The organism is Pseudomonas sp. H3_D04, assembly GCF_054669175.1.
Genome location: NZ_CP162801.1, coordinates 643,723 through 658,174 on the forward strand (window position 1 = coordinate 643,723; position 14,452 = coordinate 658,174).

The following is a 14,452-nucleotide window of genomic DNA, read 5'->3' on the forward strand; positions in this document are numbered from 1 at the left end:
GGGGTCGTCTTCGACGATCAGCACACTAAGGTCGTTGTTCATATTGGCTCGGCGTGAGTGGGGCTTACCAACGGTAAACTGAGGACGAAGGTGGTGCCACCGCTGGCCGGGTGTTCGACACCCAGGTGCCCGCCGGTGGCGGCGGCCAGACTGGCGGAAAGTGTCAGGCCCAGGCCCAGGCCTTGTTCGCCGGGTTTGGTGGTGAAGAACGGTTCGAACAAATGCTTGCGTGCTTCGGCGTCGATACCGTGGCCGTTGTCGCGCACGCGCAGGCGATATTTGCCATCAAATGCTTCGCCTTCCAGCCACAGCTCGGGCAGCGGTTGCGCCTGCATGGCATCGAGGGCATTGCCGATCAGGTTGACCAGGATCTGCTCGAGACGGGTCTGGTCGATCTGCACCTGCACGTCTTTGAAGTCACGATGCAGTTGCAGATGGACACTTTCCACGCGACCTCCCAGCAGTTGCAACGCGGCATCTACCGCTTTGCCAAGGCACGCCTGGCCCTTGTCGTCACCGCGACGGGCGAAGGAGCGCAGGCTGGCGGTGATCCGGCCCATGCGGTCGATCAATTCGTTGATGGTCTTCAGGTTGGTGCTGGCCACGTCCAGTTGACCGCGCTCGAGAAAGCGCACGGTATTGCCGGACAAGGTGCGCAGCGCCGCCAGCGGCTGGTTCAGTTCGTGGGCGATGCTGGTCGACATCTGGCCGATGGCGGCGAGTTTTCCGGCCTGCACCAGCTCATCCTGGGCGCGGCGCAACGTCTCTTCAGCCTGACGCCGTTCGCGGATCTGCCCCTTGAGGCGTTCGTTGCTGGCGCGCAGATCCGTGGTGCGTTCGGTAATCCGACGCTCCAGTTGATTGTTGGCTTGCTGCAGGGCTTCACGGGCGGCGAGGCGGGTGGCGATCACCTTGCGCCGCTCGTTCCAGGCAATCAGCAGGAACGCCACCAGGGCAAACGCCACTGCCACCAGAATCCCTTGATTGATCGCTTCACGGCGCAAATCCTGGAGCGGCGTGAGCAGGGTGAAGTTCCACGGGGTGTCGCTCAGGGGGCGGGTCTGCGAGAGGTAGCTGATGTCCTCTTCGTCTGACTCCACTTCACTGTTGGCGGGGAAGGTCAGTTTTTCTTCACCTTCGGCCAGTTTTTCCCGGGCCAGTGGCTGCAATTCGTTCAGCGGGAACCAGTAGTACTGCAGGCTGCGGGCCAGTTTTTCCTTGGTTTCTTCGCTCAACGGAACCACCGATTTGAGCCGTCGTGCCGGATCGCTGGACAGAATGATGATGCCGTTCTCGTCGCTGACAAAGGCTTCGAGGCGCGCACGCTGCCAGCGTTCTTCCATGGCTTCCAGGCGGACTTTGACCACCGCGACGCCGATGATCTTGCCGTGTTCTTCCAGGCCGTGGGCCAGGTAGTAACCGGGTTCGCCGTTGGTGCTGCCGATCCCGTAGAAGCGCCCCGGTTGACCGCGCACGGCGTTCTGGAAATAGGCGCGAAAGGACAGGTCTTCGCCCAGGTAACTGTCGACATCGCGCCAGTTGCTGGTGGCCATGACGCGGCCGGTGGTGTCCATCACGTAGATGGCCCGACTGCGGCTGCGCCGGTTCAGGCCTTCGAGGTAATCATTGACCGTCTGCCGGTGTTCCGGTGACGGGTCGGCCAGCAGTTTTGAAACACTGGATTCAAGTTCCAGCAGGCTGGGCAGGTAGGTGTACTTGCTGATCTCGCTCTCGACGGCGCGGGCGTGCAGTTCGAGCTGACGCTGGCCGTTCTCGCTGAGGCTGCGAATCCCGTAGTGCTCACTGACCCAGAAGCCGAGGTAACCCAATCCGATCATCAGGGCGATGACCAGGGGGGGCAGGAACAGATGGCGAATCAGACGGGGTTTCACGGCGAGTGATGGCGGCGCAGCGCGATAGAGAGTGGGGTCGCATTTCATCACAGATGCCTTGGGTCAACCACAACACTTACTTGTAAATCGCCGCGGACCCTTGTGGGAGCGGGCCTGCTCGCGAAGGCGGTGGATCAGCCAATGTCGATGTTGACTGTTAAGCCGTCTTCGCGAGCAGGCTCGCTCCCACAGGGGGGCGGTGGTAGAACTTAGTGCTGCAGAATCTTGTTAAGGAAGTGCTGTGTACGCTCGGCGCGGTGGGTGATATCGCCGAAGAAGTCCTCTTTCTTGCAGTCTTCGATGATTTTGCCCTGGTCCATGAAAATCACGCGATCCGCCACTTTGCGGGCAAAGCCCATTTCGTGGGTCACGCACATCATGGTCATGCCTTCGTGGGCCAGTTGCACCATCACGTCGAGCACTTCGTTGACCATTTCAGGGTCCAGCGCCGAGGTCGGTTCGTCGAACAGCATGACGATCGGGTCCATCGCCAGCGCACGGGCAATTGCCACACGCTGTTGCTGGCCACCGGAGAGCTGGCCCGGGTGCTTGTGGGCGTGAGCCGAGAGGCCAACGCGCTCAAGCAGTTGCAGGCCTTTCTTGGTGGCTTCTTCCTTGCTGCGGCCCAACACCTTGATCTGCGCAATGGTCAGGTTTTCGGTGATGGTCAGGTGCGGGAACAGTTCGAAATGCTGGAACACCATGCCGACGCGCGAACGCAGTTTCGGCAGGTTGGTCTTCGGGTCGGCGATGGACGTGCCATCGACCACCACGTCGCCTTTCTGGAACGGTTCCAGGGCGTTGACGCATTTGATCAGGGTGGATTTGCCGGAACCGGACGGCCCGCACACCACGATCACTTCGCCTTTTTTGACCTCGGTGCTGCAATCAGTCAGTACCTGGAAGTCGCCATACCACTTGTTGACTTGCTTGATAGAGATCATACGGCAAACCTTTTTTGCAGACGCTTGACCAGCAGCGAGGCGGCAAAGCTGATTGTGAAGTACGTGAGACCTGCAAAGATCAGGAACTCATTGGAGCGACCGATGATGTCGCCACTGGCACGGGAAGCATTGAGGAAGTCCACCAGGCCGACCGCGTAGACCAGCGAAGTGTCCTGGAACAGGATGATGCTCTGTTGCAGCAGCAGCGGGGTCATCTTGCGGAACGCTTGCGGCAGGATGATCAAACGCATCATCTGGCCATACGTCATGCCCAAAGCCTGGGCAGCACCCATCTGGCCCTTGGGAATCGACTGCACGCCGGCCCGGACGATTTCGCAGAAGTACGCCGCTTCGAACATCATGAAGGCCACGATGCAGGAGGCGAACGCGCCGATCGGGGTGTCTTCGCCGGTGATCCAGCGCAGCACGAACGGCACCGCCAGGTAGAACCAGGTGATGACCAGCAGCAGCGGGATCGAACGGAAATAGTTGACGTAGGCGCCAGCCAGGTTCGACAGCAGTTTGCTGTGGGACAGACGGCACAGCGCAAGGATGGTGCCGAGGATGATCCCGCCGACGACGCCCAGCGCCATCAGTTGCAGGGTCATGACCATGCCGTTCCACAAGCCCGGCAGGGACGGAACGATACCCGAGAAGTCGAATTCCATCATTTACCCCCTACGGAGATCAGGCCCGGTACGGCGACTTTCTTCTCGACCCCACGCATCAGCAGCATCAGGCTCATGTTCAGGGTGAAGTAGATCAGGGTGGCCAGGGTGAACGCTTCGAACAGGTTGGCGGAGAACTCGGCGGTCTGTTTGGTCTGCGCGAGCAACTCCATCAGGCCGATCAGCGACGCCACGGAGGAGTTCTTGAACACGTTCAGGAATTCCGAGGTCAGCGGCGGAATGATGATCCGGTAGGCCTGGGGCAGCAGCACGTTCCAGTAGATCTGCGGCAGTTTGAAACCCATGGCGCGAGCGGCGGCTTCCTGGCCACGAGGCAGCGCCTGGATGCCGGTACGCACTTGTTCGCATACACGAGCAGCGGTGAACAGGCCCAGGCAAACGACGACGCTGAGGAAAGCCGAGGTGGTCGGGTTCAGGTCCTGTTTGTACCAGTCCTGCAGGTTTTGCGGCAGCAGATCGGGCACCAGGAAGTACCAGATGAACAGCTGAACCAGCAGCGGCACATTACGGAAGAGTTCGACGTAGCAGGTCGCGATGCCCGATACGATGCGATTCGGCACGGTGCGCATGACACCCAGAATCGAGCCCAACAGCAGCGCGATGATCCAGGCGGCGACGGCGATGGCAATGGTCCAGCCCAAACCGGAGAGGTACCAGTCGAGATAAATCTCACTGCCCACGCCGGTGGACTTGAAGAACACGCTCCAGTCCCAGTTGTAATTCATTAGGGTCTCCCCTCAGATCGTTCGATGTACAAGTGCCCGCCTGGGGAAGCTCCGTTCCCGCCCGACTCTGATGGTCAGGCACACACGAACGGCTCGACAACCACCGGTTCGAGTGTTTCCAAAAATGCCAGCAGGGAGTGACTATCCCCTGAAAGGGCAGTGGCCCTCTCAGGAGATAAGGTTAGTCAGAATTCAGGACTTTTTTTCTACAGGCTTGTCGTCAGCCGCTTTATCGGTCGGATTGGCGATCAGGGCCTTGAGCTCGTCGCTCATCGGGAAGTTCAGGTTCAGGCCTTTAGGCGGGATTGGCTGCATGAACCATTTTTCGTAGATCTTGTTGATCTCGCCCGAAGCGTAGGTCGCCTTGATGGCGTCATCCACCGCCTTCTTGAACGGCTCGTCGCCTTTGCGAACCATGCAGCCGTAGATCTCGTAGGACTGTGGAGTACCGGTCACGGCCCAGTCATCCGCCTTCTTGGCTTTGGCTGCTTCACCGGCCAGCAAGGCGTCGTCCATCATGAAAGCCACGGCGCGGCCGGTTTCCAGCATCTGGAAGGATTCGCCATGGTCTTTGGCGGAGATGACGTTCATGCCCATCTGCTTGTCGGCGTTCATCGACTTGAGGATGCGCTCGGACGTGGTGCCCGCGGTAGTCACGACGTTTTTGCCTTTCAGGTCGCCGAAGTCCTTGTACGCGGAGTCTTTCTTGGAGAGAAGACGCGTACCGATTTCGAAAATGCCGACGGAGAAGGCAACTTGCTGCTGACGCTCCACGTTGTTGGTGGTGGAACCGCACTCGACGTCCACGGTGCCGTTCTGCACCAGCGGGATACGGGTTTGCGAGGTCACGAGGTTGTATTTGACCTGGAGGTTGGGCATGTCCAGGTCTTTCTTGATGGCTTCGACGATTTTCAGCTGGATATCGTGGGAGTAGCCGACCGGTTTGCCGGAAGCATCAGCGATATAGGAAAACGGGATGGAAGCGTCACGATGCCCGAGGGTGATCACACCGGACTCTTTGATCTTCTTCAGTGTGCCGGTGAGTTCGGCAGCGAAAACTGGAGTGCTAATCAGAGCGGCAGCAATGGCTGCGCCCAGGATATGGGGAACGATGCGCATCAAATTTTCCTCGACATTGTTTTTTTTATGGAGCCAGTTCATCGGCCCTTTTTGTGCTTCGAATGCCTGACGGCTCCTGAAGTGGGTGCACAAGAGACATTCGTCCAAGAGTGTAGAGCATGACTCGTGCCAGGCCAGGCGAGTTAAATCAAGTTATTGATTTATAAAGGGATTAAATATTTATGGCGTTCTTTTTTTGTGGGGGATAATCCGGTTAACCGAATCGACCGACAGGTCGTGTTCGGAAAACCGAATAGTGTTTGGGGCTGCCAGCTGATCATCGAAAAATCAGCTTTCCTGGCTTAGCGGCGTTTCATGCAGGTAGATCCACTGGGCGTTGTGGTGATGCAGGCCAATGATCGCCACCGAAACCCTTGAGCTTTCGCGCTGGTCGAGGCGATGGGTTTCCTTGTAGCGGATCGCCACGCTGTGGCCTTCCTGCCAGACCGTTTGCAGGTCGCTGATGATGATCTCCAGACCTGGCTTGGCGCCGATTGCACCCTTGAACATCTGTTCGACCGTCGCCCGGCTGACGATGGCGGCCGAGGTGGTGACCATGCTGAAGTCCTCGGCGAATGCCGACATCAGCGGCTCGAGCATGGCCTGTCCCTGACCATTTGCATCGGAGAACAGGGTTTGAATCAACTCGTGCACGTGATGAACGCTGTGGTGCGCCAGTTCAACTATTTCGTTGTGCATGACAGTCCTTTTGAGTGTTCAACTGACTCAGTTGAAAGAGTGGAAACAGGCCCACCAGCGAGGCGATGGCGAAGGTCGCGTGATAGGCCTGGGTGGTATCGAAGTGCTTCAAGAGCAGGTTGAAAACCATCAGGAACAGGGCGGCACCGATGCTGAATGACATCTGTCGGTTGATGTTCCAGATGACACTGGCCTTGTGCGTGTCATTGCCCTCGAAGTCCATCAGCGATGTGGTTTGTGCGGTGTTGGCACCGATGCCACCGCCAATCCCCATCAAGCTGTAGGCGATGACTATTACCCAGAGGTCCGAGGGATCGTTGACCAATAACAGGGTGGCGATGCCGGCGCTGTGCAACAGCATGCCGAGGGCAAACAACCGCTTGGCGCCCATCCGGTTGTAGGTCCGGCCACAGATCAGCATCGCGATGAACGCGCCGATGGCGTAGAGGATCATGAACATCCCTGTCAGTCGGGCGCTGAAGTGCAGGGTGTTTTGCAGGAAGAAGATGCTCATCAGGTTGACCCCCGTGAACACACCGGGAATCGCGTAATAGATAAAGATGGAGGTGCTGAGTTTTTTGCTTTTGAGCAGGCTCAGTTCAATGATCGGGTTTTTGCAGCGGCGGTAGTGCAGCCCGTACAGCAGGACAAACGTAACGCCGGCCGTGACGAAGAGGGCGGCCACCCAGGCCGGAGCGTCGCCGCCATACAACGACATGCCCATCAACAGGCTGCCGAGTGCGGCGCTGACCAGCAGCAAACCCTTGATGTCGGGCCGGGGCAAACTTGTCGGCCGCGCTTCGTTGATCCAGAACCAGGACAGCAAAGCCGCGATCAGCGAGAACGGGATGTTGCTGTAGAACACCCAGCGCCAGGAACTGCTGTCGACGATGATGCCGCCGATGGTCGGTGAAATGGCGGGCGCTATCAGAGCAACAGCCATGACCAACGTGGATATTTTCGCCCGCTGCTCACCCTTGAACAGGTTGAAAGTCAGTGCCTGGCCGACTGGAATCAACAGACCGCCGCCCATCCCCTGGACGAAGCGCCAGATCACCAGCTCGTTGAAACTGTCGGCCAGCCCGCACATCCACACGGAGGCTGTGAACACGATCATCGAGGCGGTGAGGATTTCCCGACTGCCAAAACGACCGGCCAGCCAGGTGCTGACCGGGATGATCAGTGTCAGCCCCAGAATATAAGCGTTAGCCACCCAGGCAACGTCTGAAGTACTAACGTGCAGCGCCGCCGATAGAGTCGGTAGTGCGACCGCCGATATAAAGATGTTAATGCAGTCTATAAAAAAGCCGATGAGAAATATCAGTGCAACTTTGTAGCGATAGGTCATGTTGTTTCCCCTTTGTCACAAAGCATAGGGGCGATGGACTTGAACTGTCGATACGACTATCCTTGAAACAATGTTTGACGGGATTGAACAGTGAGCTCTATTGCTATGCACACTCATCTTAATCGGGTACAGACATTTCTGGCGGTGGTCGATTTTGGTTCTTACACCAAGGCCGCCAATTACCTGAATATCAGCAAGGCCATGGCCAGCCTGCATGTCAAGGCGCTGGAGGATGTGCTGTCCGCGACGTTGTTGATTCGAAATACCCGAAATATCTCCCTCACGGAAATAGGTCAGGATTTTTATGAATCGTTCAAAGGTATTGTCGCGGACATCGATAGTGCCTTCGATAATGTATTGAAAGGTCATAATCGTGTCACCGGCAAGTTGCGGTTCAGTTCCACCATAGAATACGGCGAGGCTTATATCCTTCCGTTGATACCGCAATTTATAGAGCGCTATCCGGAAATAAAACTTTGCTATGACTTTAATTCTTCACTCAATGATCTGGTGGCGGAAAAGTTAGACCTGGTTATTCGTCTGGGCAACTTGGCAGACTCGGCTTTCAAGAGCCGTAAGCTGGCGGATTATGAAATTGTCCTGGTGGCTACGCAGACGTTTCTTGCCCGTCACCCGGTGCAAACGCCTCAGGACCTGAACTCGGTGCCGTGGATCGCCAACAGCAACCTGCAGGCACCGACCCAGTGGACGTTGCGTCATCCGCAATCAGGGGCTGTCGAGATCAACGGGATCAATCAGTTTGAATCCAACTCTTCCCACGGCCATTCGCTCCATGACGTTGTCGTCGCTGGGCGTCTCGGTGCTGCCCGCCTGGATGGTCAAGGACGACATCGCCAGCGAGCGGCTGATTCGCCTGTTGCCCGACTATTCGCTGCCTTCGCAGTCCGTCAACGTGGTGTTTCCCAACAGCCCTCATTTGCCCCACAAAACGAGGGCGTTCATTGATTTCCTGTTGCTGCATCTGGCGCAATGAGCGCCTGCAAAAAAGCCCCTGAATCGTCGGATTCAGGGGCTTTCATTTAAACGGATGGCGATCAGGCCGCTTCGATCTTGCTGCGGTTCTGCTCGACCTTGCTCAGGTAATCCACCAGTTTCTGCTGTTCCGCCGGGGTAGTGAACAAGCCCAATTTGCTGCGGCGCCACAGAATGTCATGGGCGGTGGTTGCCCACTCTTCGCTGCACAGGTAATCGACTTCGCGGGTGTAGAGACCGCCGCCGATGTGGTCGCCCAGGTCGTTGAGGTTCTGCACGCCTTCCATCATGCGCCAGGTGCGGCTGCCATAGGTGGTTGCCCAGCGGCGTGAGATTTCAGTCGGAACCCAGTCGAACTTGTCGCGAATCAGCGAGCTCAGCGCCTGCGGGGTGGTCATGTCTTCGCCGCCCGGCAGGGTGGCGCTGGCAGTCCAGCTTGGCTTGATGTGCGTGAAGTACGGCGCCAATTGTGCCAGCGCCGACTCGGCCAGTTTGCGGTAGGTGGTCAACTTGCCGCCGAACACCGACAGCAACGGCGCTTCTTCGCCAGTGCCCGAGAGCGCCAGGGTGTAGTCGCGGGTGACGGCTGACGGGTTGTCGGATTCGTCGTTGCACAGCGGACGGACACCGGAATAGCTGTGCAGGATATCGTCGCGGCTGATCTGCTTCTTGAAGTGGGCGTTGACCACTTTCAGCAGGTAATCGGTTTCGCCTTCGGTGATCGCCACTTTGGCCGGATCGCCGGTGTACTCGCGGTCGGTGGTGCCGATCAGGGTGAAGTGATTGAGGTACGGAATGGTGAAGACGATGCGCTGATCTTCGTTTTGCAGAATGTGCGCGTGTTCGCCTTCATACAGTTTTGGCACGATCAGGTGGCTGCCCTGAATCAGGCGAATGCCGTAGGGCGATTCCATCTTCAGGTCATCACGAATGAACTTGGCGACCCAAGGGCCGGCGGCGTTCACCAGCGCTTTGGCGCGGATCGAAAACAGGCTGCCGTCGGCGCGCTCCAGGTGCAGATGCCACAGGCCCTTGGTACGACGGGCACTGACGCAGCGGGTCTGGGTGTGAACGTGGGCGCCTTTCTCGCGGGCGGCCATGGCGTTCAGCACCACCAGGCGCGCATCGTCGACCCAGCAATCGGAGTATTCGAAGCCTTTGGTGATTTCGCTTTTCAGCGGGCTGTCCGGACCGAACTTCAGGCTTTTCGAGCCTTCGAGTTTTTCCCGCTTGCCGAGGTTGTCATACAGGAACAGGCCGGCGCGGATCATCCAGGCTGGACGCAGGTGCGGACGGTGCGGCAACACGAAGCGCATCTGCTTGACGATGTGCGGCGCCTTGGCCAGCAGCACTTCGCGTTCGGCGAGGGCTTCGCGTACCAGGCGGAATTCGTAATGTTCGAGGTAGCGCAAGCCGCCGTGGATCAGCTTGCTGCTGGCCGACGAAGTGTGGCTGGCCAGGTCATCTTTTTCGCAAAGGAACACCGAAAGGCCGCGACCGGCGGCATCCGCTGCGATCCCAACGCCATTGATCCCACCACCGATGACGGCGATGTCGTAGACCTCAGCGAGAGGGGGCGTAGGCAAGGTAGAAGTGGGCATCGGCTGGCCTCGGGCTCTTTTGATTTTCTGTATTGGAATTCGAACATTAATGTTCATTTGCGAAAATGGTAGCCCATAAAGCCGCCCACAGCCAGTCAACTTCGATTGAAAATACTGATCGAAGGACCGAAAAAGGAAAATATACGAACATTAAATGAGGGGGGTGGAGGCTTTTGTGGCGAGGGAGCTTGCTCAGCAGACGCAAATCAGACGACACGCTCTTCCTGAAATACAACGATTACCGGTTTCAGGGCTGCTTCGCAGCCCAGCGGGAGCAAGCTCCCTCGCCACAAGGGAGCGCGCTGTTTGGAGAGGGTTAAACGACTTCCAGCCGAATCTTGTGCTGACTCAGCAGTTGCGCCAGCGCCGGCGAAGGTTGTTGGTCGGTGACCAGGCAATCAATCAGGCTGATCGGCCCCAGGCGAATCATGGCGTTGCGCCCGAATTTGCTGGAGTCAGCCGCCAGAATGACCTTCCGGGCGTTGGCGATGATCGCCTGGGATACCCGCACTTCCTGATAATCGAAGTCCAGCAGGCTGCCGTCTTCATCGATACCGCTGATGCCGACCAAGGCAAAGTCGACTTTGAACTGGTTGATGAAATCGACACTCGCCTGGCCGACCACGCCACCGTCGCGCCGCACATTGCCGCCCGTCAGCAGAACGTCGAAGTCGTCCTTGGCGCTGAGCATCGAGGCCACGTGCAGGTTGTTGGTGATGATTTTCAAGTGGTTGTGGTTGAGCAGCGCCCGGGCAATCGATTCGGTGGTAGTCCCGATATTGATGAACAGCGAGGCGTGATCCGGGATCTGAGCCGCAATGGCTTCACCGATACGCTGCTTCTCATCGCGCATCTGGTCGGCGCGCATGGCGTAGGCGGTGTTCTCGACACTGGAATCGTAGGCTGCGCCGCCATGGTAGCGACGCAACAAATTGGCTTCCGCGAGCTGATTGATATCGCGGCGGATGGTTTGCGGTGTAACGACGAACAGCGTAGCCATTTCCTCGATGCTGACATAGCCGCGTTCGCGGACCAGTTCGAGGATTTGCTGCTGACGGGGAGGCAGATTCATGGGGCTTCCTTTGGCTGCCGTGCAAAATTTGCCCATGATGCCGCAGGAATCTGCTCCCTACCAGTTACATACCGATACGAGTACTCAGGTTGGCTTATTCAGCGCCTTCATGTGGTTCCCAGTCGCGGGTGCGGCTGACGGCTTTTTTCCAGCCGGCGTAGAGTTTTTCCTTGGCGGTTTCGTCCAGGGTCGGTTCGAATTCGCGTTCGATCACCGCCTTGCCGCGTAGCTCATCCAGGCTGCCCCAGAAGCCACACGCCAGGCCGGCCAGGTAAGCGGCGCCCAGTGCAGTGGTTTCGCGCATTTGCGGACGCTCGACCTGAGTGCCGAGGATGTCGGCCTGGAACTGCATCAGGAAGTTGTTCGCAACCGCGCCGCCGTCCACGCGCAGGGATTTCAGACGTTCGCCGGAATCCTGTTGCATGGCGTCCAGCACGTCGCGGGTCTGGTAGGCAATCGACTCCAGGGCTGCACGAATAATGTGATCCACACGCACGCCGCGGGTCAGACCGAACAGGGCGCCACGGGCATACGGGTCCCAGTAAGGCGCGCCGAGGCCGGTGAAGGCTGGCACCAGGTACACGCCGTTGCTGTCCTTGACCTTGTTGGCGAAGTATTCGGTGTCGTGGGCGTCGTTGATGATCTTCAGTTCGTCACGCAACCACTGAACGGTCGAACCACCGTTGAACACTGCGCCTTCGAGCGCGTAAGCCACTTCGCCACGTGGGCCGCAGGCGATGGTGGTGAGCATGCCGTGCTTGGACTTCACGGCTTTGTCGCCCGTGTTCATCAGCAGGAAGCAGCCGGTGCCGTAGGTGTTTTTCGCCTGGCCCGGCTCGACGCACATCTGGCCGAACAGGGCGGCCTGCTGGTCGCCAGCGATGCCGCCGATGGCGATGCCGCTTTTGGTGTGGCCGTAGATTTCGGACGAAGATTTAACTTCCGGCAGCATCTCGCGCGGAATATCCAGTATCTCCAGCATCTTCGTGTCCCACTCAAGCGTGTGGATGTTGAAGAGCATGGTGCGCGAGGCGTTGGTGTAGTCGGTGACGTGGACCTTGCCGCCGGTAAATTTCCAGATCAGCCAGCTGTCGACGGTGCCGAACAGCAGTTCGCCGTTGCGCGCACGCTCGCGGCTGCCTTCGACGTTGTCGAGGATCCACTTGAGCTTGGTGCCGGAGAAGTACGGGTCGGTGACCAGGCCGGTGGTCTCGCTGATGTATTGCTCGTGGCCGTCGCGTTTGAGCTGCTGGCAAATCTCGGTGCTGCGGCGGCACTGCCAGACGATCGCGTTGTAGATCGGGCGGCCGGTGGTCTTGTCCCAGACCACGGTGGTTTCGCGCTGGTTGGTGATGCCGATGGCCGCGACCTGGTCGTGATGCAGGCCGGCTTGAGCCAGGGCTTCGACCATCACGGCGCTTTGGGTGGCGAAGATTTCCATCGGGTCGTGTTCGACCCAACCGGCTTGCGGGTAATGCTGGACGAATTCGCGCTGGGCGGTGCAGACCACGTTCGCGTCGCGGTCGAAAATGATCGCGCGGGAGCTGGTCGTACCCTGATCGAGGGCAATGATGTAGTTCTTATTCTGAATGTCGGTCATGTCGATTGCCTTGGACGAAAAAAGGAAGAGAGGTCCGGCGCGTGATCTTATGGGCAGGATCACGCGCCTACGGTATCAAGAAGTTCTTGGTTTGCCGTCAATGGCCGGTGTTACGTCCTGTGTAGCAGGTGTGGCGCTGGGCAGATGACGGGCAATCAGCCCGCGATACGCGGCAGCGCCGAGGCAGGCACCGACAATCGGTGCAAAAATCGGAATCAGGAAATACGGGATATCGCGGCCGCCGGTGAGGGAAATTTCACCCCAGCCGGTGAAGAAAGTCATCAGCTTCGGACCGAAATCACGCGCCGGGTTCATCGCGAAACCGGTCAGCGGGCCCATCGAGCTGCCAATCACGGCGATCAGCAAGCCAATCAGCAGCGGTGCCAGCGGCCCTTTTGGCAGGCCATTGTTGTCATCGGTCAGGGACATGATCACGCCCATCAGGATGGCGGTGATGATGACTTCCACCAGGAAAGCCTGGGCGGTGGACAGGGCCGGGTTAGGGAAGGTGGAGAACACCGACGCCAATTCGAGGCTCGCCTGGGTGCCACGGACCATATGGTGAGTTTGTTCGAAATCGAAGAATAGATTGCTGTACAGCGTGTAGACCAAAAATGCGCCGCAGAACGCGCCAGCAATTTGAGCGAGGATATAGAACGGCAGTTTGCGTTTTTCGAAGTCGGCGAAAATGCTCAGTGCGATGCTCACGGCGGGATTGAGGTGAGCCCCGGAAACCCCGGCGGTCAGGTAGATCGCCATGCTCACGCCGACGCCCCAGATGATGCTGATTTCCCACAGGCCAAAGCTGGCACCCGCGACCTTGAGAGCGGCAACACAACCGGTGCCGAAAAAGATAAGCAGTGCAGTGCCCAGAAACTCGGCCATGCATTGGCTTGAGAGCGACGGTTGTTGTAAAGCAGTTGTCATTGAAAACCTCGTTTTTGTTGTTGTCTGGCGCTTCTTTCATCATGGCCAAAGCGCGTTTTCCACCGAGGCAGAATCCCCATCCTGTTCTCGGCCTGCTACTGGGGTGCTGCGATGACACATTCGTACAGTATTCAGATTCGAAAAAATATAGACAAGAAACGCTGCTGTCAAAGGTCGAAAGTGAACTGTCGGTCACAATTCAACTATTAGTCATGTGAATGATCGTATTGTTCACGCGTCCGGCCAGGCACGGACGAACGGCAGCCTGTGCCGTCAAGCCGCTGAAACAGTGGCGCAATAGAGCCTTTTGCCGACCAATGTCCTAGAATCCAGCGCAGGATTTTTCTACTGCCGCCCACTCTGGAGCTGCCATGACCCCCGCATTGGATTTGTTGAAAAAAGTTCGAGCCGAACATCGCGTGCACAGTTATGAACATGATCCAAAGGCTGCGTCCTATGGGCTGGAGGCCGCGGAGAAGCTGGGACTCGACCCGGCGCAGGTGTTCAAGACATTGCTGGCAGCCAGTGAGAAAGGTGAGTTGCTGGTAGCGGTGGTGCCGGTCGTCGGAACTTTGGACTTGAAGCATCTGGCTCACGCGGCGGGCGTGAAAAAAGCCGAAATGGCCGATCCTGCCGCTGCGCAGCGCGCGACGGGTTATCTGTTGGGCGGGATCAGTCCGTTAGGGCAGAAGAAGCGCTTGCGCACGTTTATCGATAACTCCGCTCAGCCCTTTGCGACCATCTTCGTCAGCGCCGGCCGGCGCGGTCTTGAGGTTGAATTGGCGCCGGCGGTGCTGGCCGAACACACTCAGGCCAAGTTTGCCGATATCGGCCGCGCCTGAA

12 protein-coding genes and 1 pseudogene are annotated in these 14,452 nt (G+C 58.2%); 2 read left to right on the forward strand and 11 right to left on the reverse strand.

From position 1 onward, the window contains the following. Positions 1-38: 38 nt before the first annotated feature. The 7 genes from aauS to AB4N91_RS03125 all read right to left on the reverse strand — a co-directional run bounded on the left by aauS (position 39) and on the right by AB4N91_RS03125 (position 7,416). Positions 39-1,940, reverse strand: coding sequence for a two-component sensor histidine kinase AauS (aauS, locus tag AB4N91_RS03095; RefSeq protein ID WP_077749905.1), 1,902 nt, complete (start codon positions 1,938-1,940; stop codon positions 39-41). A gap of 161 nt (positions 1,941-2,101) precedes the next feature. Then, positions 2,102-2,836, reverse strand: a complete 735-nt coding sequence (locus AB4N91_RS03100) for an amino acid ABC transporter ATP-binding protein (RefSeq protein ID WP_010457705.1) — start codon at positions 2,834-2,836, stop codon at positions 2,102-2,104. Continuing rightward, positions 2,833-3,504 carry an amino acid ABC transporter permease gene (locus AB4N91_RS03105; protein ID WP_010457704.1) on the reverse strand — a complete coding sequence of 224 codons (672 nt, stop codon included), beginning with the start codon at positions 3,502-3,504 and terminating at the stop codon, positions 2,833-2,835. The genes AB4N91_RS03100 and AB4N91_RS03105 overlap by 4 nt, the downstream gene beginning before the upstream one ends. Next, positions 3,504-4,250 carry an amino acid ABC transporter permease gene (locus tag AB4N91_RS03110; RefSeq protein ID WP_010457703.1) on the reverse strand — a complete coding sequence of 249 codons (747 nt, stop codon included), beginning with the start codon at positions 4,248-4,250 and terminating at the stop codon, positions 3,504-3,506. The genes AB4N91_RS03105 and AB4N91_RS03110 overlap by 1 nt, the downstream gene beginning before the upstream one ends. Before the next feature lie 192 nt (positions 4,251-4,442). Continuing rightward, positions 4,443-5,369: a glutamate/aspartate ABC transporter substrate-binding protein gene (locus AB4N91_RS03115; RefSeq protein ID WP_042933025.1), complete on the reverse strand. Its 927-nt coding sequence runs from the start codon at positions 5,367-5,369 to the stop codon at positions 4,443-4,445. A gap of 288 nt (positions 5,370-5,657) precedes the next feature. Beyond that, entirely contained in the window at positions 5,658-6,068 is a 411-nt protein-coding gene (locus AB4N91_RS03120) for a DUF4440 domain-containing protein (protein ID WP_083375845.1), read from the reverse strand. Beyond that, complete coding sequence (locus AB4N91_RS03125; protein WP_200666913.1) at positions 6,049-7,416, reverse strand: MFS transporter; 1,368 nt, start codon at positions 7,414-7,416, stop codon at positions 6,049-6,051. Before AB4N91_RS03125 ends, AB4N91_RS03120 begins: the two co-directional genes overlap by 20 nt. Positions 7,417-7,521: 105 nt before the next feature. On the opposite strand from AB4N91_RS03125, the pseudogene AB4N91_RS03130 reads away from it, so the two are divergent. Next, a pseudogene (locus AB4N91_RS03130) lies at positions 7,522-8,410 on the forward strand (LysR family transcriptional regulator). A gap of 61 nt (positions 8,411-8,471) precedes the next feature. On the opposite strand, the gene glpD reads toward AB4N91_RS03130, so the two are convergent. The 4 genes from glpD to AB4N91_RS03150 all read right to left on the reverse strand — a co-directional run bounded on the left by glpD (position 8,472) and on the right by AB4N91_RS03150 (position 13,609). Further along, positions 8,472-10,010, reverse strand: a complete 1,539-nt coding sequence (gene glpD / locus AB4N91_RS03135) for a glycerol-3-phosphate dehydrogenase (protein ID WP_010457698.1) — start codon at positions 10,008-10,010, stop codon at positions 8,472-8,474. Positions 10,011-10,326: 316 nt separating this feature from the next. Beyond that, positions 10,327-11,082 (reverse strand): DeoR/GlpR family transcriptional regulator, encoded by a 756-nt coding sequence (locus tag AB4N91_RS03140; protein ID WP_010457697.1) that lies wholly within the window; start codon positions 11,080-11,082, stop codon positions 10,327-10,329. Positions 11,083-11,176: 94 nt separating this feature from the next. Beyond that, on the reverse strand, positions 11,177-12,682 hold the full coding sequence (glpK, locus tag AB4N91_RS03145; RefSeq protein WP_077749900.1) for a glycerol kinase GlpK: 1,506 nt from the start codon (positions 12,680-12,682) through the stop codon (positions 11,177-11,179). Positions 12,683-12,757: 75 nt separating this feature from the next. Further along, positions 12,758-13,609 (reverse strand): MIP/aquaporin family protein, encoded by an 852-nt coding sequence (locus AB4N91_RS03150; protein ID WP_010457695.1) that lies wholly within the window; start codon positions 13,607-13,609, stop codon positions 12,758-12,760. Between the two features lie 371 nt (positions 13,610-13,980). Here AB4N91_RS03150 and ybaK point away from each other — a divergent pair, with 371 nt between their 5' ends. Next, positions 13,981-14,451 carry a Cys-tRNA(Pro) deacylase gene (ybaK, locus tag AB4N91_RS03155; protein WP_010457694.1) on the forward strand — a complete coding sequence of 157 codons (471 nt, stop codon included), beginning with the start codon at positions 13,981-13,983 and terminating at the stop codon, positions 14,449-14,451. Position 14,452: the final 1 nt, after the last annotated feature.